18 protein-coding genes are annotated in these 20,148 nt (G+C 65.3%); 6 read left to right on the top strand and 12 right to left on the bottom strand.

Annotated features, from left to right (window positions below):
• Positions 1-59: 59 nt before the first annotated feature.
• From EJV47_RS19600 to mnmC2, 3 genes are all read right to left on the bottom strand, one after another.
• Positions 60-617, bottom strand: a complete 558-nt coding sequence (locus EJV47_RS19600) for a hypothetical protein (protein WP_126694899.1) — start codon at positions 615-617, stop codon at positions 60-62.
• Between the two features lie 25 nt (positions 618-642).
• Positions 643-1,584 carry a hypothetical protein gene (locus EJV47_RS19595; protein WP_126694897.1) on the bottom strand — a complete coding sequence of 314 codons (942 nt, stop codon included), beginning with the start codon at positions 1,582-1,584 and terminating at the stop codon, positions 643-645.
• 95 nt (positions 1,585-1,679) lie between these two features.
• Positions 1,680-2,360: a tRNA (5-methylaminomethyl-2-thiouridine)(34)-methyltransferase MnmC2 gene (gene mnmC2 / locus EJV47_RS19590; protein WP_126694895.1), complete on the bottom strand. Its 681-nt coding sequence runs from the start codon at positions 2,358-2,360 to the stop codon at positions 1,680-1,682.
• Positions 2,361-2,580: 220 nt separating this feature from the next.
• Between mnmC2 and EJV47_RS19585 the strand changes: the two genes are divergently transcribed.
• On the top strand, positions 2,581-3,012 hold the full coding sequence (locus EJV47_RS19585) for a thioesterase family protein (RefSeq protein ID WP_126694893.1): 432 nt from the start codon (positions 2,581-2,583) through the stop codon (positions 3,010-3,012).
• A 285-nt stretch (positions 3,013-3,297) separates the two neighbouring features.
• A complete protein-coding gene (gene rlmN, locus EJV47_RS19580; RefSeq protein ID WP_126694891.1) occupies positions 3,298-4,371 on the top strand; it encodes a dual-specificity RNA methyltransferase RlmN in 1,074 nt (357 codons plus the stop codon).
• A gap of 79 nt (positions 4,372-4,450) precedes the next feature.
• Here rlmN and EJV47_RS19575 read toward each other — a convergent pair whose 3' ends face one another.
• From EJV47_RS19575 to EJV47_RS19545, 7 genes are all read right to left on the bottom strand, one after another.
• Positions 4,451-5,140: a hypothetical protein gene (locus EJV47_RS19575; RefSeq protein ID WP_126694889.1), complete on the bottom strand. Its 690-nt coding sequence runs from the start codon at positions 5,138-5,140 to the stop codon at positions 4,451-4,453.
• Positions 5,141-5,191: 51 nt separating this feature from the next.
• Positions 5,192-5,887: a spondin domain-containing protein gene (locus tag EJV47_RS19570; RefSeq protein ID WP_126694887.1), complete on the bottom strand. Its 696-nt coding sequence runs from the start codon at positions 5,885-5,887 to the stop codon at positions 5,192-5,194.
• 65 nt (positions 5,888-5,952) lie between these two features.
• Complete coding sequence (locus EJV47_RS19565) at positions 5,953-7,116, bottom strand: hypothetical protein (protein ID WP_126694885.1); 1,164 nt, start codon at positions 7,114-7,116, stop codon at positions 5,953-5,955.
• Positions 7,117-7,187: 71 nt separating this feature from the next.
• Entirely contained in the window at positions 7,188-8,165 is a 978-nt protein-coding gene (locus EJV47_RS19560; RefSeq protein WP_126694883.1) for a YihY/virulence factor BrkB family protein, read from the bottom strand.
• Positions 8,166-8,258: 93 nt separating this feature from the next.
• A complete protein-coding gene (locus EJV47_RS19555) occupies positions 8,259-10,478 on the bottom strand; it encodes an OmpA family protein (RefSeq protein ID WP_126694881.1) in 2,220 nt (739 codons plus the stop codon).
• A gap of 95 nt (positions 10,479-10,573) precedes the next feature.
• On the bottom strand, positions 10,574-11,299 hold the full coding sequence (locus EJV47_RS19550; protein WP_126694879.1) for a DUF3891 family protein: 726 nt from the start codon (positions 11,297-11,299) through the stop codon (positions 10,574-10,576).
• Positions 11,300-11,478: 179 nt separating this feature from the next.
• Positions 11,479-12,477: an NAD-dependent epimerase/dehydratase family protein gene (locus EJV47_RS19545; RefSeq protein ID WP_126694877.1), complete on the bottom strand. Its 999-nt coding sequence runs from the start codon at positions 12,475-12,477 to the stop codon at positions 11,479-11,481.
• 162 nt (positions 12,478-12,639) lie between these two features.
• Here EJV47_RS19545 and EJV47_RS19540 point away from each other — a divergent pair, with 162 nt between their 5' ends.
• Entirely contained in the window at positions 12,640-13,743 is a 1,104-nt protein-coding gene (locus EJV47_RS19540) for a patatin-like phospholipase family protein (protein WP_126694875.1), read from the top strand.
• Positions 13,744-13,752: 9 nt separating this feature from the next.
• On the opposite strand, the gene EJV47_RS19535 is transcribed toward EJV47_RS19540, so the two are convergent.
• Positions 13,753-14,244 carry a hypothetical protein gene (locus tag EJV47_RS19535; RefSeq protein ID WP_126694873.1) on the bottom strand — a complete coding sequence of 164 codons (492 nt, stop codon included), beginning with the start codon at positions 14,242-14,244 and terminating at the stop codon, positions 13,753-13,755.
• A gap of 452 nt (positions 14,245-14,696) precedes the next feature.
• On the opposite strand from EJV47_RS19535, the gene EJV47_RS19530 reads away from it, so the two are divergent.
• From EJV47_RS19530 to EJV47_RS19520, 3 genes are all read left to right on the top strand, one after another.
• The gene (locus EJV47_RS19530; protein WP_126694871.1) at positions 14,697-17,156 is read left to right on the top strand and encodes a TonB-dependent receptor; all 2,460 of its coding nucleotides are present in this window, start codon (positions 14,697-14,699) and stop codon (positions 17,154-17,156) included.
• An 89-nt stretch (positions 17,157-17,245) separates the two neighbouring features.
• Positions 17,246-17,743, top strand: a complete 498-nt coding sequence (locus EJV47_RS19525; RefSeq protein ID WP_126694870.1) for a GyrI-like domain-containing protein — start codon at positions 17,246-17,248, stop codon at positions 17,741-17,743.
• A 9-nt stretch (positions 17,744-17,752) separates the two neighbouring features.
• Positions 17,753-18,910, top strand: coding sequence for a PepSY-associated TM helix domain-containing protein (locus EJV47_RS19520; protein WP_126694869.1), 1,158 nt, complete (start codon positions 17,753-17,755; stop codon positions 18,908-18,910).
• 220 nt (positions 18,911-19,130) lie between these two features.
• Here the strand turns inward: EJV47_RS19520 and EJV47_RS19515 are convergent, their stop codons facing one another.
• Complete coding sequence (locus EJV47_RS19515) at positions 19,131-19,898, bottom strand: TerC family protein (protein WP_126694868.1); 768 nt, start codon at positions 19,896-19,898, stop codon at positions 19,131-19,133.
• Between the last annotated feature and the right edge of the window lie 250 nt (positions 19,899-20,148).

Genomic DNA, 20,148 nt, shown 5'->3' with positions numbered 1-20,148 from the left:
TCCGCCTGAACTTACGGCGAAACCCGCAGTTGCGTGACGCCGGTCCGACTACGGCCGAGCTACAGGTCTTCGGGAAAACGGGTGTGGCGGGCGGCGTTGAAGGCTTTCCGATCCTGCCGCCGCTGCTCCGCTTGGTGGTTGCGGTAATGATTCCAGCCCAGGCGCCGGTCGGAGTGAAACCACATGCCGCGTCCTGTCGTGCGGGAGCCCTGCCGAATCATCAGCCCGTTCAGGGGGCAATCGGCGTAACCACACTCATGCTTAGCGTAAGTGCCGAAGTTGCGGTGGCGCAGGCGCTTGTCGGCCAGTAGCTGCTGCTGGTTGCGCTGTACTTGCTGCCAGGCGGCTTGCCGTTCGGCCGCGGTCTGTTCCTGGCCCAGGGCTTGTAGCTGCAGGTAGGTATCCGGGTCTTTCAGCTGCAGAAACTCGAAGAACTTCGGGAAGGCCGTAACGGCCGCGTCGCGCACCTGCAGGCGCTGGGCCGGGTCCAGCTTCTCGTTTTCGAGGATGCTGCGAAACAACCCCAGGGAGTTGAAATCGGTGTAGCGGCGGTAGTTGGTCAGCACGTGCCGGTACTCGGCGGCCGTGAGCTGGTTGAGGCGGCGGTTGAGCTTCATGGGCTGATATAGCCTAGCCGTACGATTAGCCCAGGTTCAGCGCTTCAATCTGCCGGCGGCCGCGCACGTCGAAGTAGGCCCAGGGGTGCACAGTAAAGCGGTTGCCAAGCTGCTGAATGAGTTGCTGCCGGTCCTTGCGCCGCCCCAAAATGTCGTATAAGCAGGCCAGGTAATTGGCCGCGTACACGGCCTTGACCGAGCCGTTGGCTATCGGCCGGGGCGCGGCCAGGGCCGCTTCGATATCGGCGGCGTACTGCTGCTGCAACTGGCGGCCGGCGTTCTTCGGGTCGTCGTAGTACAGGTCGGTGTACATTTCCACCAGGTACATCAGGCGCAGCAACTGCCGGGTGTCGGCGTCGTCGGCGAAGTCGAGCAGCTCCCGCACTTCCGGCTCACTACCCAACCATTTGGGCAGCAGTAGCTTGAAGTGGTTCAGGTAGGCCAGCAAGTGCCCCGGCTGCAGGCTGACAGCTGCCGCGAAGGACTTGTGGGCTTCCTGCTTTTCGCTCAGGCCCATTTCTACCCGGATGCGGCGGGCCAGTGCCTCCACCTGCAGCTTCGGCGCGCTGAAGTCGTGGCAAAGCGCTCGGTGGGCCTGCTCTAGGTGCTCGAAGAAGCCGTTGACCTGGCTTTGCGTCAGCTCCGAGGCCTGGTAGCTGCTGCGCCTCTCCCAGGCCGTGTGTGTATGGTACACGCCCGCCACCAGGCGGCTCAGCTCCGAATCGGCGGTTTGCAGGTACGTCAGTACCTGGGGGTGGTGGCGGTTGGTGAGACACAATTCGTCGAGCAGGGTGCTTAACTCGTCGGGCGATACGCCGAGTAGGGCCTGCTCAAACTCGGGCCAGCGACGCTGGCGCATCAGGGCCGGCAGCTTCAGGCGGTGAAACAGGCCGAACGATAAGTCACTGAGGCCGGCTTCGACGAAGAGGGCGCGGAAAATGCTCTTGACGGAGTACAGAAAGCTCATGCGGAAACGGGTAGAAATAAAACGAAGACGGCGCCTCCGCTCAGAGCGAAAGCGCCGTCCAAATTACTAGGTTCGGGCCTTGGTGCAAGCCACGTTTACCGCTTCCAGGCGCGGGTCATTTCGCGCTTGCCGGCCGGGCCGGGCAGGGTTTCTACCTGCCAGCCGGCGGCTTTCAGGCTGCGCTTGAAGGCTCCCTTGGCGCAGTAGCTCACCAGGCAGCCCCCCGGTGCGGCGGCGGCGTACAGCTGCCGGAATACTTCCTCCGTCCACATATCCGGCTGCTTTTCGGGCGCGAAAGCGTCGAAGTAGATAACCTGGTAGGTGTCCTCGGCCAGCGGCAAGTCCTGCAGGGCGCCTTCCAGCTTGAGCAGGGCAAATTGCGTGGTCAGGGCCTCGGGAGTGTTCCAGCTGGCTTCGTGCAGCAGCTCGTAGCATTCCAGCAGCTCGGGGTTGAGGATGTAGCGCTCGGCGCCGAGCTTGCGGATAACGCTGGCCGCAAGCGGGTGCTTTTCGATGGTGTCGTAGAAGATGGGGGCGGCCGACGAGAGGCTGCGCTGCAGGGTCAGCAGCGCGTTCAGCCCGGTTCCGAAGCCCACTTCCAGCACCCACACCGGGGCCGGACCGGTGGCAGTAGCCAGGGCCGTTTCCAGCCCGGCTTGCAGGTACACGTGCAGCGCTTCCTGCACGGCGCCGTGCGTGGAATGGTAATGCTCGTCGAGGGCGGGCACGTACAGCGTGTTGGAGCCGTCGGCCGTGGGACGTACTTCTACAATCATTGGGGGAACGGTGAAGAAGATGGGAACAGGGGAGAATGCGCCGGTGGGGGGCCGGGGGATGGTAAGATACGGCAAATCGGCCGTTCGACAATTCGGCATGCCGATATTTGCGCGGGACGAAAAAATTGAACTTCCCCGGCCCGGCGCTTCCCCGCGGCGCGGCCTTAATCGTAAACCCAGGGCCGTGAGTTTCAGCGCGGCCCCGTTTTTTCGCCGATTCATGGCCCGAATCAAGATAACCCTGCCCGAGTCCTTTGCCGTCGTCGTGGAGCTGCCCGTGCGCATCACCGATTTGAACTACGGCAACCACCTCGGCAACGACGCGCTGGTGAGCCTGCTGCACGAGGCGCGGGTGCAGTTTCTGCGCCGGGTGCAGCTGGCGGAAGTCGACCCCGCCACCGGCCAGGGCCTCATCATGGCCGACCTGGCCGTCGAGTACAAGGGCGAGGGGTTCTACGGCGACGTGCTGCGCATTCAGATGGCGGCCACCGAGCTGAGCAAGTACGGCTTCGATGTGGTGTACCAAGTGCAGACCACCACCGGCCGCGACATAGCCCGGGCCAAAACCGGCATGCTCTGCTTCGACTACCACACGCGCAAGCTGCGCCCCCTGCCCGCCGACGTAGCCGCCCGGCTGACAGAGCAGGGGTAGCTGAGCAGATAATTAAGGACGTCATCCTGAGCAGCGCGAAGGACCTTCCTCCCACCATGCACCAACTACAAAGCGCAGCCACCAACGCCCAATCGTCCGGGCTTGGGTGGCTGCGCTTTTTGCTATTCTAGCCAAGTCTGTACGTTGGTATCAGCGGCGGTGCGGGGGGCGAGGAAGGTCCTTCGCTTCGCTCAGGATGACGTTCTAGTTATCAATCAGCTACTTCCTCTCGCGCCTGCGCAATTAGCGGGAACCTAAGCTGCTGCTAGTTTGTACCTTTGTGCCATGATTACGCTGCCCATTGTCACCAAGCGGGATATCCGCAAACTTACCCTCGACGAGCTCAAGACCTTTTTGGTGGAGCACGGGGAAAAGCCTTTCCGCGCCAAACAGGTGATGGAGTGGCTCTGGCGCAACGTAGCCACGAGCTTCGCGGAGATGAACAACCTCTCGCTCAGCACCCGCGAGCTGCTGGCCGCGCACTTCAGCATCAACGCGGTGCAGATTCAGAAGCAGCAGCAAAGTACCGACGGCACCATCAAGTACGCCTTCCGCCTGCACGACGGGCACCTCGTCGAGGGCGTGCTCATCCCCAAGGATGACCGCATGACGGCCTGCATTTCCTCGCAGGTGGGCTGCTCGCTTACCTGTAAGTTCTGCGCCACCGGCTACATGGAGCGCAAGCGCAACCTCGACACGGCCGAAATCTTCGACCAGGTGGCCATCATTGCCCAGCAGGCCGAGGAGCACTTTGGCAAGCCGCTCACCAACATCGTGTACATGGGCATGGGCGAGCCGCTGCTCAACTACGCCAACGTGCTCAAGAGCGTGGAGCGCATCACCGACAACAAGGAAGGCCTGGGCATGGCCGCCCGCCGCCTCACCGTGAGCACCGCCGGCATCTCCAAGATGATCAAGAAGCTGGCCGACGACGGCTTCAAGGCCAACCTCGCGCTGAGCCTGCACGCGCCCACCGATGAGAAGCGCAACACCATCATGCCCATCAACGAGTCGAACTCGCTGCCGGTGCTGAAGGAGGCGCTGCAGCACTACCACCAGGTAACGGGCCGCATGGTGACCTACGAATACATCGTGTTCGACAACTTCAACGACAGCATCGAGGACGCCAAAGCCCTGCTGGAAATCACCAAGTGGATTCCCTGCAAGGTCAACCTGATTGAGTACAACCCCATTGCGCCGGCCGCCTACCTCAACGCCCAGGAAGACCGTCTCGTGCCCTTCATGAAGTACCTCGCCGACCGCGGCGTGCAGGTGAACGTGCGCCGCTCCCGCGGCAAGGACATCGACGCGGCCTGCGGGCAGCTGGCTACCAAGGAAGGCCAGCCCCAGCCGGCTTAATGCAGCCTATTCGCTAAGCCAAACGGCCCGCCGCGCAAGTCTGCGCGGCGGGCCGTTTGCTGAAGTGGCTACTGGAAGCTTAGGGTCGCGTGAAAGCTGCGGCCTGCGTGGGGCACTGCTTGGCCATGAGCCCGCCCACTTTCACGCCCATGGCCCGGATGCGCTCCATGTCCTGGAAGAAGGTGGGGCCGTATTGCTTGGTCAGCGCGGCCTGGTTGGCTTTCATGTGCTTTTCCATCATGGCCTGCACCAGGTTCATGCGCTCGGCTTTGGGCATCTTGGCCAAGGGTTTCTTTGCATCCTGGGCGCTGAGGTCGGTGCAGATGTCGGTGGATAGCTTGATCAGCAGGGGCTGCTCCTCGGGGCTTACGCTGAGGTCGGCCGCCGATGCCTCGCCGGTGTTGCCCTCGGCCATGCGCGTAAACAGCGCCATGGCCACCGGACAATCGGCGCCCAGCTTGGTAGCTACCCGCTGGCCCATCTCGCGCATGGCGGTGGAGGGGTCGGCGCCGTTGGCCTTCATGATTTTCTCCACCTCCTGCGGGTGCTTCATCACCACCTGAATCATGGTCTGCTGCAGGGTGCTCATGGCCTCGGTGGGGCTGAGCTGGGCCAGGGGGCGGGCAGTGTTCTGCTTGGTCAGCTCCTGGCAGGCTTCCGTAGCCAGCTGGCTTTCCAGCTGCGCAGTGGAGGCGGTTTGGGCCTGGGCCTGGCCGATGGAACAGAGCGGGAGCAGCGCGGCGGCTGCAATGAGGAAATAACGAGTCATACCGAAGTGCATATTCCTCAAAGATAAGCAGCCGGCACGGGCGGGCCAGCCTTACTGAATGCGCTCCAGATAAAAAGTTCCCAGGGGCGTGCTCGTGCCCCCCGGGGCCAGCGGGGCGCCGACGATGGGCGCTACCGGCCGGGCCGGCGTGGTGGGCTGGTCGGGCGAGTCGAAGTCCGGGCCGCTGTCGGTGCCAGCGTCGTAGGCACGGGCCACTACCGTTAGGGCCGGCAGCCACTGGCCCCGCTCATCCAGTAAGGACTGCTCGTGCAGGGCCACAAACCAGTCGGGACTGGGCGCAATCATCGTCACGGCCGACACCAGCGGGTGCTGCCCATCCACCTGCACGGTATCCACAAACTGCCCGGGCGAGTCGATGTAAGCCAGGTTGTTTTCGAAAATTTCGCGCACCGGCAGGCCCGCGCCCTGATGAGCCAGCAGCTCGGTGCGCAGAATAGTGTTATTGCCTCGCTCGGCCATGTCCTTGAGGCCGGGGCTGGCCAGGTGGTCGGGGCGGAACAATACTTCCGCGCCGTCCATAGCAGTGCCGTGCGCTGCCCCAATCAGGCGGGAAAAATGAGCCCCGGCCGGGTAGGCCTGCGGGTGGGTGGCCGCGCTCCAAGTGGCCCGGAAGATGATGCGGTACTTAGCCGTGCCCGGGTCGCCGGCGAGGCTCCTCGGTTCAGGATCTTTTTCGCAGGCGCCGAGCAGCAGGGCCAGCAGCGGCAGAAGAAGCAGACGTTTCATAGCGGCAGGATAAGGCGAAGCTACGAACGCAACGTCGCAGCCGGCCGGATTGGTGCGGCCCCGGCTTATTTTACCTGCCCGAAGCGGTAGCTCAGGTCGAGGTACACTGGGTAGATGTAGGTGCTGAAGAACGCGCTCCGGGAAGCAAAATACAGGGCGCCGAGGCTGAAGGTAGCGCGGGGCCAGTTCAGGCGCATCCCGTACAGGCCCGCGGCCACGCCGTTGCCCCGCCCGGCGGCAAACAGGTAGTTCTCCGACATCAGCGAGATGCGCCGCCCGACGCGCGTAGCCCCGCCCAGCAGAAACACCGGAGAGCGGGCCAGCTCGCCGCCGCCGAAGCCGTAGCCCAGCCCGAAAGTCACGTTGCGGTTAGCCGTGCCAAAGGTCGTCACGCCGTAGGCCACACCCAGGCCGGTGCCGCCGGCGGTGGCGTAGAGCACCCCGCCGCCCACGTGCCAGTTGTCGTTGCGCAGCGGGGTGCTGAGTTTGGGCGTAATGGCAAAGGCCTGCTGGTAAAAAGGTATCGACGGAATCAGCGAGGCCAGCACCCCCACGGAAAAGTGGTCGGTCAGGCCGTAGTTGGCGCCGGCCAGCAGCAGGTTCAGGCTCTGCACGTAGCCCTCGCCCCGGCGCAGATTGCGGGCCGTGGGGGCAAAAAACAGGCGGGTGCCGTTGCCCACGTATTCCCAGGGGCGGCGCTTGCCCAGCAGCGGCAGCAGCTCCACGATGCTGGCGCGGGGCGTGAGCACCCGGCCCAGATCGGGCGTGTCGAATTCCAGCTCCCGGGGGCGTAGGGCCACCAGCGTGCCGGTGAAGCTGGTTCCGCTGCGAAGGGTCACCTGGTAGTGCTGGCCCACCGAGTCGGTAGGGGCACCCAGGGGCGCGGCGGTGCCCACGTTGCGGACGCGCTCCTCGATGCTGCGGCGGACCATGGCCAGCTCGTCGGCGCTGATCGGGCGCAGGGCCGTGCGGCCGTCGCGCAGGCGGGCGCGCAGGGTCAGGGCGCTGTCGGGGCGCAGGGCCCGGTACAGGCGCGCTTCCTCGAAGTTATTGGCCGAGTAGTAGGGAAACAGCCCGTAAGTAGCCTTTTCGCCGGCGTCGATTACCTCGCCCACCACCGGGCTGATAACGACGAGGCGGGCAGAATCGGCGGGCGTTTGGGCGCGGGCGCTCAGGGCCGCGCTGCACCATAAGAGAATAAGGCCCGGAAGGGCAATAGCAGGACGCATAGCGGAAGGCAGGAATGCGCCAAGCTATAACTTTTTTGCTTAGTTATATCAAGCTATGCCTTGCTATAATTCTACTTGCGCCAGCGTCCTTCGGCGTGGGGGCGGCCCGTTTTCTGCTCCTCCTCGCTTTCTCCGGGGGGCACTTCGCGCACTTCGATGCGCACGGCGTGGGCCTTGGGCACCACATGGGCCCCGAAGCAGTCGGCGTACTGCTGGGTCAGCTCGGCGCCGAAAAAGATGATGAGCGAGGAGTAGTAAATCCAGATCAGCAGCACGATGATGGAACCGGCCGCCCCGAAGGCCGAGCCGGGGTCGGCCGAGCTGATGTAGAAGGTGAGCAGGTATTTGCCGAGCACGAACAGCCCGGCCGTGACGGCGGCGCCCACCCACACGTCGCGCCAGCGGATGATGGCGTCGGGCAGGAAGCGGTAAATCAGGGCAAAGAGCACCGTGGTAATGGCGTACGACAGCACGAAGTCGATGGCGCGCAGCAGCAGGACCGTCGCGTCGGGCATGATGCGCTGCAGGTAGTTGGTGAAGAAACTGAGCAGGGCGCTGACCACGAAGGAAATCAGCAGCAGCAGGGCGATGCTCAGAATAATGCCGAAGCTCAGCACCCGGTCGCGGATAAACTGCTTGACGACGCCCACGTTGCCGGAGGTCTTGACGCGCAGGTTCCAGATGCTGTTCAGGCTTTCCTGCAGGGTGACGAAGAACGTGGTGGCCGTAAAAATCAGCGTGCCAATGCCCAGGGCGGCCGACATGCCGCCCTGCCGCTGCTGGTTGAAGCTGGTGATGGAGTCCTGAATGGTCTTGGCCGCGTCGGCGCTGACCAGGCCGTTGAGCTGGGCAAACACCTGGCCCTGCACCGCCTCCTGCCCCAGCAGGGTGCCCGCGGTGGTGATGACGATGAGCAGCAGCGGCGGCAACGACAGCACTGCATTGTAGGACAGCGCGGCCGCCAGGCGCAGGGAGTTGTTTTCGTTGAACTGCCCGAGGGTATTGCTCAGCAACGAAGGCAGCGAGGAGAAGCGGAAAGGGGTAGCCATAAACAGCGGGCCCGCCAGTGGGGCCGGGTTGATATCTGCCGTACTACGGCCGGTCGGGGCCAGACGTTGGGGCCGGGCTTCCGCGGAGCCCGGTCAGCGCCGCACAATCACGAATTCAACCCGCCGGTTCCGGGCTTTGTGCGTTTCCGTGTCGTTGGGCGCCACCGGGCGGGTGCCGCCGTAGCCGCGCGTGTCCAGGCGGGTCGCCTGCACGCCCTGCCTGACGAGGAAATTCTTGACCGCCACCACCCGTTGCTCGCTCAGCGTCTGCAGCTCGGCGGCCGTGCCGACGTTATCCGTGTGCCCATCGAGACGGATAGCCAGCTCCGGGTGTTCCTGCAGCGTTTGGGCCAGGCGCCGCAGCTCCGGAAACGAGCCGGGCAGCAGGATAGCCTTGCCCCGCACGAAAAACACGTTGTTGAGCGTGATTTTCTCTTCGGCCGGGACGGCCACGGCGCTGAGCTGCTCCGGCAACGTGCCCGGCGCCCTGGTGCCCCCCGCGGCCCGGCTCGGCAAGGCCGCTACGGGCGCGGCCACGGGCAGCAGCAGCAGGTCCTGCGTGGTTTCCTGGGGGGTGGTCAGCGCGGTCAGGTCTAGGTAGTCGGAGGCGGCCACGTAGCCCGCCGCCTCGGCGCGGAAGCCGTATTGGGCCGCGGCCGGCAGCACGATTTCAAACCGGCCGGCGGTGTCGGCCTGGGCCCGGCCGGCGAAGGTGCCGGCGGGCAGCGTTTCGTAGACGACGGCCGCCGCCACCGGCCGGCCGCTGCGGGCGTCGCGCACCTGCCCCCGCACCAGCAGCGTGGGCTGGGGCCGCGTTTCGGGCACGAGGCGGGCCCGGAACACGTCGCCGCCCTGGTGGGGCGGGTTGCCGGTTACCCAGTAGGCGTAGTCGCCAGCCGCCGGCACCGAGAGGCAGCAGTCTTCGTGTACCGAGTTGAAAGTGGGGCCCAGGTTGAGCGGCGGGCTCCAGCGCTGCCAGGTGTCGTCGAGGCGCTGGGTCACGAACAGGTCAAGGTGGCCGTAGCCGCCGTGCCCGTCGGAGTTGAAGTACAGCGTCTTGCCATCGGCGGCCAGAAAGGGCGAGTTTTCGTAGCCCAGCGTGTTCACGTCGGGCCCGAGCCCTTGCAGGGCCGACCACCGGCCGGTGCCCGGGTCGCGGTGGCTGAAGTACAGGTCAAGCGGGTCTTCGGGGTCGTCCTGGTTGCCGGTGGCTACCACCAGGGTTTGGCCGCTGGCGGCCAGCGAGTAGTAGTAGTGGGAGGCCCGGGCGGGCAGGCCGGGGATGATGATGGGCTCGGGCACGGACCAGGAGCCATCGGGCCGGCGGTGGCTGAGCGAGCAGCCGCCCGTGGCGGCCGGGCGCCCATCGGGCAGGTAGTGGCCCGTCAGCAGCAGCGTCTGCCCGTCGGGCGTGATGCCCATGACCGCGTTGAAGGAGTTGTTGTTGAGCGGCGGCCCCACGTCAACAGGCGTTTCCCAGTCGCGCCCATCGGCCCGGCGGCGGGCCCGGTGAATGACGTTGGGCAGCTGCGTGGCTACGTTGCCGCGCGAAAAGTAAATGGCGCGGCCGTCGGGCGTGACGATGGGCATCGACTCACTTTGCTGCGGGTCGTTCAGGGCTGTCTGCTCTTCGCGGGCCAGCCGGGCGGCGGCGGCCGGGGCCAGGCGCAGGTGGCTGCGGTGCCACACCCGTAGCCGCCGCACCCGCAAGGTGCCGCCATTCCCGATCTGGAAGCCGATTCTGTTGCCCCGCACCCCGGTGTAAGCTTCCTGGTACACCAACTGCCCGTTCAGCAGGTATCGGAGCTGGGGCCCGCGCCGCTCCATGCGGAAGCTGTTCCAGCCGCCGGCCGGCTGAATGGCCGCCGTGCGCACCGGGTTGTTGGCCGACCAATAAAACTGCCCGTCGCGCCAGCTCGTGACGGCGCAGCCATCCACCAGCGGGCCAAACAGCCGGGAGTTGCGCCAGGAGCGGCCGCCCCAGACCAGCCCACCCGCCGTGGAAGTCTGCATTTCCGCCTCGATGGTAAAATCCTGCTCGAAATTGACGGCCACCCCCAGCCAGTTCCAATAGCCAGCGTTGTCGCGGGCCGTCAGCGTCAGCTCGCCCGGCGTGAGCGTGGCCGACCAAGTGCCAAAATCGCCCACGGCCCAGCCGCGGCGGTTATCGGCAAAGGTTTCGTCCAGGGCCAGGTCCGCCGGCTCGGGCGTTTGCGCCCCGGCCAGGGCGGCCAGCAGGACCAGAACAGCTGTCAGCGCTACGCGGCCGAAGCGGCGGCCGGCTGTGGGGGAGAAGTATAGCCACGGTTTCACCTCCGCAAGGTCGGCCCGAAAGCAGTGGCTGTTCCATCCGGGGCAGTACGTATTTTTCACCCGCCGGCCCCGGCAAGGCGCCACCCGGGCCGCCGTCAGCGGCGCAGCGTCCAGCGCAGCACGACGATGGGCGCCGCCTTGATGGCCTGGCTCAGCCCCTCATCATCTTGGAACTGCAGCTGCCGCAGCACCGCCGCCTCCACCGTCACTTCAAACTCCGGGGCCGCGAAGGGCCAGGGCTGCACCTGTACCGTGCCGTCGGCGAGCTGGCGCACGTCGTAGCGGCGGCCGTCGGGGCCCTGGCTGATTTCGAGCAGGCGTTCCATGTCGGGCAGCTCCTGGCGGCACAAGATGAGGCTGAGCCGGTCGCACCACTGCAACAGGGCGTAAGCCTGCTGGGCCTCGGCTTTTCGCATTCCCAGCTCCCGCCGCCACTGCTGCTGGCAGCGGCGCAAACCGTCGAGGAAGGCGTCGGTTTCGGGGTTCTGCCCGCGCAGCTCCTCGTACAGAAAGCTCAGGTGCAGCGCGGTGAGCAGGCTGCGCCAGCGACCCTGGAAGCGGGCTTCGCGCATCACTTCGCGGGCCTGTTCGGGCGAAAAGGCCTTCATGGTGAAGTCGGCCGGGGCGCCGGCAGGGGTGAGGGCGTAGCGGCCGTCCCAGCGGCGCTGCCCGTCATCGTGCTGGGCAGCGGCGGCCAGCAGGCCCACCCAGCGGTCCGGCGGCAGAAAGGCGGGCCACTGGTGCAGCAACTGGGCCGCGAGCAGGGCGTGAGCCTGCTGGTAGATAAGCTGCCAGCCCTCGGCGGTGTAGTTGACAATCATGGGCGCATCGCGAATAAAGCCGCTTTCGATACGCAGGCCGGGCCAGAATGATGTAGCGCGGGCTTTAGCCCGCGTCCGCTAGATAGTAATCTGCATCGTTAAACGACCAGAGTTTCAAAAGTGGAATTACTATCTGACGGACGCGGGCTGAACCGAAGGAAGGCGTAGCCAAGCCCGCGCTACTTCGCGGCGGCCGTCAGCGGGGCCAGGTACTCGGGCTCCTGCTGCAGGTGCTGCAGCATGTCGGCCGTCATCCGGTCGAGGTCGAAGGCGGGCGTCCAGCCCCAGTCCTCGCGGGCGCGGGAGTCGTCGATGCTCTTGGGCCAGGAGTCGGCAATCTGCTGGCGCGAGTCGGGCTGGTAGCTGACCTGAAAATCGGGCAGGTGCTGCTGAATGCTGCGGGTAATTTCGGCTGGCGAAAAGCTCATGGCGCCCAGGTTGTACGAGGTGCGGATTTTCACCTGCTCGGCCGGGGCGTGCATCAAATCCAGCGTGGCCTTGAGCGCGTCGGGCATGTACATCATCGGCAGGTAGGTATCCTCCTGCAGAAAGCACTGGTAGGCGAGGCCCTGCACCGCGTGGTGGTAGATGTCGACGGCGTAGTCGGTGGTGCCGCCGCCGGGCAAGGATTTGTAGCCGATCAGGCCGGGGTAGCGCAGGCTGCGCACGTCGAGGCCGTGGCGGCGGAAATACCAGTCGAGCCACAGCTCCCCGGCCTGCTTGCTGATGCCGTACACCGTGCCGGGGTCCATGACGGTGTACTGCGGGGTGTTTTCGCGCGGAGTGTGCGGCCCGAATACGGCAATGGACGAGGGCCAGTAGATGCGCGGCTTGTCGTACTCCAGCGCGGCGTTGAGCACGTTGAACAGCCCGTCCATATTCAGCTGCCAGCCAAACTCAGGGTTCTTTTCGGCCGTGGCCGAGAGCAGGGCGGCCAGGTGGTACACCTGCCGGGGGCGGTACTTCTGCATGACCTCGCCGAGGCGGGCGCGGTCGAGCACGTCGAGCTGCTCGAAGGGGCCGGCCTCGGCCAGCTCCGGGTGCTTGGGCAGCCGCACATCGGCCGCAATGACGTTCGAGGCGCCGTAGCGCTGGCGCAGCTCGTGGGTGAGTTCGAAGCCGAGTTGTCCGCCGGCGCCAATTACCAGAATTGTGTCGCCTGTGCCGGTAGTGCTCATGGGGTGGACGGGGGAATGGGGTGGGGGAAGGAGGCAGGTCGGGGAAAGTGTCTTCTCGGGGGCCCTGCGGGCCGCCAGCAAAGATACCGGGTTTAGGGCCGTCGAGCTGCCTGCGGCGGGCCGGAGTGCAACCACTGGCGGCCCGGCGGTTATCTTTGTAGCATGAGGCACAAGACTATACCCGTGACGATTGGCCGCCTGGGCTTGCTGGCCGGCCTGCTGCTGACGGCCGGCGGCACCCTGGCCCAGCAAACCGCGTATCCGTACCGCAACCTGGTGATGGAGGGCGGCGGCATCCGCGGCGTGGCCTACGGCGGGGCCCTCGACGAGCTGGACAAGCAGGGCGTGCTGCGCGGCATCGAGCGGGTGGGCGGCACCTCGGCCGGGGCCATTCAGGCGGCCCTGCTGGCCGTGGGCTTCACCCCGGCCGAAATCGTGGAGGTGGTCAACAACACGCCCATTCAGCGCTTCAACGACGGGCGCTGGTTTTTCTTCGGCGGCTCGCACCGCATGCGCAAGCAGTACGGCTGGTACCTCGGCGACGCGCTGGCCGATAAAATAGCCGGCCTGGTGGCCCGCAAAACTGGCAAGCCCGACCTCACCCTGGGCGAGTTGCACCAGCTGGCCCAGCAGCAGCCCGGCCACTTCCGCGACCTGTACACCACCGGCACCAACCTCACCCTGCAGCGGGTGCAGGTGTTCAGCTACGAAACCAGCCCCCAGATGCGCGTGGCCGATGCGGTGCGCATCTCGATGAGCATTCCGCTGTACTTCCGCGCCGTGCTGCTCGATGCCCAGGGCAACGTCATCCACGGCAAGCCCGCCAAGGGCCAGCCCGTGCAGGTACTGGTCGACGGCGGGGTGCTGGCCAACTACCCCATCGACCTGTTCGACAAGCCGCGCTACCTGCCCACCGGCGCCCCGGCCACGCCCGACGCCCGCGGCAACGTGTTCAACCCCCAGACGCTGGGTTTGCGCGTGGATCGGGCCGAGCAGATTGCCCTCGATACCCTGCCCACCGGCCGGCAGGCCCTGGCCCCCTACGAAATTCACGGCTTCGGCTCCTACGTGGGCGCCCTCTACAACCTGACGGAGGAAAACCTCAACCCCGCCCGCCCCGAGGACTGGAGCCGGACCATCAGCATCAACACCGCCGGTTTCGCCCCGAAAATCAAGCGCATGTCGGACGCGGAGAAGCAGCAGCTCATGGACAGCGGCCGGCGCGGCGTGCAGGCCTACCTACTGCGGGCCCAGGCCAAGCGGTAGGGCGCCTGGCTAATAAGTGCCCCAGGAGCCTTCGTATGCTGGATCGTACTCGAAAAACCGCCACCAGGCGCCCGTGCTGTTGTTCAGGAACAGGCCCACGAAGTAGCCGCGGCCACTGTCGATGGTGTAGCGCACGAGCTGGCCATCGGCGAATTCCAGGGTGGCTTTTTTGCGGCCGGCCGGTAGCAAGACGGGCACTGATAGGATGCCCCAGACTTCCAGGCCGCGCCACTTCGGCCGCAGGGTTTTGTAAGTCCAGCACTCGTGCCCGTCGCGCAGCTGCCGGCGCCAGGGCGGGCCCCACAGGCGCAGCGCATCGGCCTGGCTGGTATAGCTGGGCTGGCTGCCATCGAAGGGCGTCTGCTGGCCCCGGTGCTTGGTAAACGAGGTGCCGTTGTCCGCCTGTTTGCTGCCCACCACCAAGCTCAGGCCCACGCAGCCGGTTTGGGCCAGCAGCAAGCCGGCCGCCAGAGTGCGGGCGAGTAATGCGGATAAGCTCATGCGGGAATGTGGTAACTACTGGGCGGCAAGTAAGTCGGCTAATCCGGCCGGGGCAATTACGCACGCTGAAAATCCGCATTCGACGCGGCCCAAAATCCGCATTTCTGGCGCAGCCAGGCCATTTAGGTCGACGTTAAAGACTCCTGAAGCCCCGCGCCACATGCGGCAACTAGCATGGGTGTCAGGTGTGGTACCATGCGCGGCGCGGAGCTTATTCGTACCGGCCTGCTTTCCAGGTCCATCGAAAACCAACCGCCCCTCTGGCAACCGGCCGGAGGGGCGGTTGGCGTTTGTAGCGCCCGTTCGGGGCCTAGCTGTAACGGCTCTTGTATTTAGAATGATTATAAGTTGTGTTGTAAATTTCTGAACAATTAAAGGTCGATATTTTACTAAACCGGGTTTGGGCTATTTCTTTGCAGCTCTTTGGAATTATTCCAAATAACGAAGCCCGCATGAACCACCTTCGCCTCCTCGGCCTGGCCACCATCGTTTCGGCTGCTGCGCTGCCCGCCTGGGCCCAGCAAGCCTCCACCACCATCCGCGGTACCGTCACCACGCAGGATGGCTCGCCCGCCGAAGCTGTTTCCGTAGGATTGAAAGGCCGCCCCCAGGGCGCCATTACCGATGCCCAGGGCCGCTTCGCCATCGAGCGGGTGCGCGACGGGGAATACACCGTGGTGGTGTCGGCCGTGGGGCTGCAGACGACGGAGAAGCCCGTAACGGTGAGCGGCGGGCAGCCGGTGACGGTGGATTTCACCCTGGCCGAAAGCGCCCAGCAGCTGCGCGAAGTGACGGTGCAGGGCAACCGCATCAATAAGTTCAGCCGCAAGCAGTCGGTGGACGTGGCCAAGATGCCGCTCAGCAACCTGGAAAACCCGCAGGTGTACGCCACCGTGGGCAAGGAGCTGCTGACCGAGCAGCTGGTTTTCACCGTCGACGACGCGACGCGCAACGCCCCGGGCCTGCAGAAAATGTGGGACGCCACCGGCCGCAGCGGCGACGGCGGCGCCTACTACGCCTCGCGGGGCTTCGTGGTGTCGAGCCAGCTGCGCAACGGCGTGGCCGGCGCCGTTACCAGCGACATCGACGCGGTGAACCTGGAGAAGCTGGAGCTGATCAAGGGCCCGTCGGCTACGCTGTTCGGCTCGGCCCTGACCTCCTACGGCGGCCTGATCAACCGCGTGACCAAGAAGCCCACCGACACCTTCGGCGGCGAAATCAACGTGGCGGCCGGCTCCTACGGCTTCCACCGCGTGAGTGCCGACGTGAACCTGGTGGATCAGAACGCGCCCGCCGACCAGCCCAAAACCCTGGGCCTGCGCCTGAACACGGCCTACACCTACGAGGACAGCTACCAGAACAAGGGCTACACCGGCTTCAACAAGAACCTGGCCGTGGCTCCCAGCCTGCAATGGCGCCCCTCGGACCGCCTGACCGTCAACCTCGACGCGGAAATCTACAAGGGCCGGGGCACCAGCAAGCAGATCATCTTCTTCTACTTCCCCTCGGCCCAGCTGGGCTTCAACCGCGCCGAAGACGCGCCGCTGGACTACCGGCAGTCGTACACCGGCCCGGGCCTGATTCAGGACTCGCGCAGCACCAACCTGTTCGGGCAGGTGCGGTACAAGATTTCGCCGAGCTTCACCTCCACCACCTTCCTGACCAGCAGCCACAGCTACTCCAACGGCAACGCGCCCTACTTCTACCTGATGCCGGGCGCCAACGGCGGCCCCGTCACGCTGGCCCGCGCCGACCAATCGACGCAGAACAGCCGCCGGCAGGTGTGGGAGGTACAGCAGCTGTTCAACGGTGACTTCCAGGTGGGCAGCCTGCGCAACCGTGTGGTGCTGGGCCTGGATTTCCTGCGCATCAACAACGACCAGGACTTCTTCGGCGGCTACATCGATGCGGTGCCGCTGACGCTGGGGGCCAATGACTACCGCAGCTTCAACCGCGACGCCGTGCAGGCCGCCTACGCCGCCGCCGCGCCCAGCCACTACCTGGTGGTGACCAAGTCGAACACGTACAGCGCCTTCGCCTCCGATGTGCTGAACCTGACCGACAAGCTGAGCGTGCTGGCCGCCCTGCGCCTCGACCACTACGACAACAAGGGCGGTGTGTACTACACCGAAAACAAGCCCTACTCGCAGACGACCCTCTCGCCGAAGTTCGGGGTGGTGTACCAGCCGGTGAAGGACCGCGTGGCGCTGTTTGCCAACTACCAGAACAGCTTCCGCAACCCCACCGACGGCACGTTTATCAACACCAGCGGCCAGGCCCAGACGGCCAAAGTAGAGCGGGCCAACCAGTGGGAAAGCGGCGTCAAGCTGGACGCGGCCGGCGGCCGTATCAGCGCTACGCTGAGCTACTACAACGTGCAGGTGCAGGACTTGCTGCGCGCCACGCCGGTAGCCCCCAGCTCCCCCGGCGCCACCAACGGCATTCCGAACGCCCAGACGCAGAACGGCACCCAGTTTAGCCAGGGCGCCGAGCTGAACCTGACGGCCAACCCCGTGGAAGGCCTGAACATCGTGGCGGGCTACGCCTACAACGTCTCGGAGTGGAAAAACGCCAGCGAGGCGGAAAACGGCCGCCGCCCCAACGTGGCCTCCTCGCCCAACCTGGCCAACCTCTGGGTGAGCTACCGGCTGCCCTCGGGCACGCTGCGCGGCCTGGGTGCGGGCTTCGGCGGCAACTACGCCAGCGAAAACCGCATCGTAAATACCACCACCGACGTGTTTACGCTGCCCAGCTACACGGTGCTCAACGCCAGCATCTTCTTCGACCAGCCCAAGTACCGCCTCTCGGCCAAGGTGGATAACCTCACCGACAAGCAGTACTGGACCGGCTACACCACCATGAACCCGCAGAAGCTGCGCAGCATCATCGGCAGCATCGCCTACAAGTTCTAGGCCGCCTACGCCCCCCGCAATCCGCCGCGGCCGCACTTGCCGGCCGCGGCGGATTTTGCCTTTCCCGCCGCCCCGCCACCTGACCCGCTATGACTCAACCGCCCGTTCCCCGCTTCGAAACCGGCCGCGCCATGCTCATGGGCGGCCTGCGCAGTTTTCACCACTTCGCCACGGCCGACGCCACCGTGCCGGCGCAGTGGGGGCGGTTTCGGGCGCTGAAGCCACTGCCGGGGATGGTACCGGGCGGCGTCACCTACGGCATCGTGTGCCAGGCCGACGTGGGCCGCAAAACCTTCGAGTACATGTGCGCCCACGAGGTAACGGACCTGGCCGCGCTGCCCCTGGGGCTGGGCCGCATGCGCGTGCCGGTGGCCCGCTACGCCGTGTTCCAGCACGCGGGCCCCATCAGCGCCCTGCAGGCCACCTGGGACGCTATCTGGCAGCAGTGGTACCCCGCCTCCGGCCTGCAATGGTCGCCCACGCCCGACTTCGAGCGGTACGGCCCCGAATTCGACCCGGCCACCGGCCTGGGCGGGCTGGAAATCTGGTTTCCGGTACTCGGAGACGTGGAATCAACGACGCACTAACCTTCCGCCATGATGACTCCCTTCAAGAAAGCCGTCGGCAAACTTCACCTCTGGCTCGGGCTGGCCTCGGGGCTGATTGTGTTCATCGTGGCCCTGACCGGCGCCATCTTCACCTTCCAGGATGATATCCGGGACCTGACGGAGCCCTGGCGCAAAGTGCCGGTGCAGACTACCGCCATGCAACTGCCTTCGCAACTGGAGGCCGCTGCCCTGGCCCCGCACCCGGGCATTGCCGCCAAGGACTGCTGGACCACCTACTTCGGGCCCGAGCGTTCGGCCACGGTGTTTTTCGTGGATAAGGCCGGGGCGCCCATCATGGTGTCCTTGAACCCGTACACGGGGCAGGTGCTGCACGAGACGGATCTGCGCACGCACTTTTTCACCATCGTCCAGGAAATCCACATGCACCTGCTGCTGCCCGAGGCGGTGGCCAAGTGGGTGGTCGGGGGCGGCATTTCCATCTTCGTGGTGATGCTGATTACGGGCTTGGTACTGTGGTGGCCCAAGCGCAAGCAGGAGCGGAAGCAGCGCTTCACCATCAAGTGGGGCGCCCGGTGGCGGCGCGTCAACTACGACCTGCACAACGTGCTGGGCTTCTACGCCGCCAGCATTGCCTTGGTGCTGGCCCTGACTGGCCTGTTCATGATTTTCCCCTGGATGCTCGACTCGACGGTGTTCGTCATCAACGGCGGGCCGGTGGACAAGCGCGAGAAAATCAGCGCCAAGGTGGATACCCTGCAGCCCGCCGCCGCGGCCGCCCAGCCCCTGCACGACCTCGTGTACCGCGAGGCGCGCCGCCTCTCGCCCCGGGCCGAAATGATTCTGATCGGCCCGGCCAGCACCCGCAAGGACCCGGTGTACTGCTGGACCTACGGCAAGGCCCTGCACTACTACCACCGCGACGAGTACGCCTTTCACCCCGTGTCGGGCCAGCTGATGGAGTTTCTGCCCCACGCCCGCAAAGGCCGCGGCACCCTGTTCTCGGACATGAACTACGACCTGCACGTGGGCCAGATTCTGGGCTTCGGCGGCAAAATCGTGGCCTTCCTCACCAGCCTGATTGTGGCCAGCATGCCCGTGACGGGTACCATCATCTGGTGGGGCCGGCGCAACAAGACCAAGAAGCCGAAGACACGCGCGCAATCGGCCCAGCTGGCGCCGGTTTAGCGAGCGAAGCGAGTGTAACCGGTGCCCACAATAAAGCAGGTTTTCAACCTGCGTTGGGGCCGTGCAAAAAGCAGTCGGGCCCGGAAGTGTTCTTCCGGGCCCGACGACTTTTTTTGAGCAACCAGCAAAGAGGCCGGGCGCCGAACGCAGGCTGAAAGCCTGCTTTATGACAGGCACCGGTTACGCCGTCTTCGACGGCTAAACCGGCGCCAGTTCCCCGCTACCCCAGCCGCTGGTGCCGCGGCACGTTGAACAGCAGCGAGGTGCCCAGCGGCACGACGAACATGAGCACCGTCAGCACCGTCAGGCCCACATCGGCGGTGTGGCTGCTGAGGAACACGCTGAAGGGGTGCGTGGGCTGGAAATGCTCGAACAAGGACAGCATCAGCTTCAGGCCCAGGATGCCGATAACCAAAAAGGCGGAGGTTTCGAGGAAGGGATATTTGGCCATCAGCAGCACGAAGGCTTGGGCCACCAAGCGCATGGCCAGAATGCCGATGAACACGCCCACGCACACCAGGATGAGGTTGTCGGTGAAGGCGACGACGGCGAAGACGTTGTCGATGCTGAAAGCCAGGTCCATTAGCTCAATCAGGGCCACGGTGGCCCAGAACTGCCCGAAGGCGCCCAGGGTGCGGCGGTACAGCCAGCTTTGCTGCTTGTCGGGCAGCTCCTCGTCGTCGCTGCCGCGCTTGGGCTTGAACTGCTGGTACGCCAGGTACAGCAGGTACAGGCCGCCCAGGGGCTTGAGGTACCAGAAGTTGATGAGGAAGGAGGCGAACAGCAAACACAGCCCGCGGAACACGTAGGCGCCGATGATGCCGTAGCGCAAAGCCTTCTGGCGCTGCTCCTTGGGCAGGTCGCCCACCATCGTGGCCAGCACCGCCGCGTTGTCCACGCTCAGCAGGCTTTCGATGATGATGAGGTTGCCGACAATGGCCGCCGCCGCCAGCGGGTTATCCAGAATCTGTTGGAGGTGGACGTTCATGCAGAGAGTAACCCTGGTTGGGCCGAAAAGGTCCGGCCAAGTGCCAGGAAAGGGCGAAAATGCAAAACAACGGTTATTACGGCGACGGGGCGTCTGCGGCTAAAGCTAGTTCCCCTCCTCAGATGAGGAGGGGTTAGATACTGTGATGGAAAGCAAGAAACAGGAGCAGTTTTTTACCTTGGGGCTCGTTTGAGGAGAGCCTGCGGGTTCATCCTGCGTAGCCCCGGCCCGTCACGCGGCCGGGGCTACT

Origin of the sequence: Hymenobacter gummosus (assembly GCF_003970915.1) — a bacterium.
Lineage (GTDB): Bacteria > Bacteroidota > Bacteroidia > Cytophagales > Hymenobacteraceae > Solirubrum > Solirubrum gummosum.
Note: the sequence above shows the minus strand (reverse complement) of the source record. Positions and strands in the feature narration are given on the sequence as shown.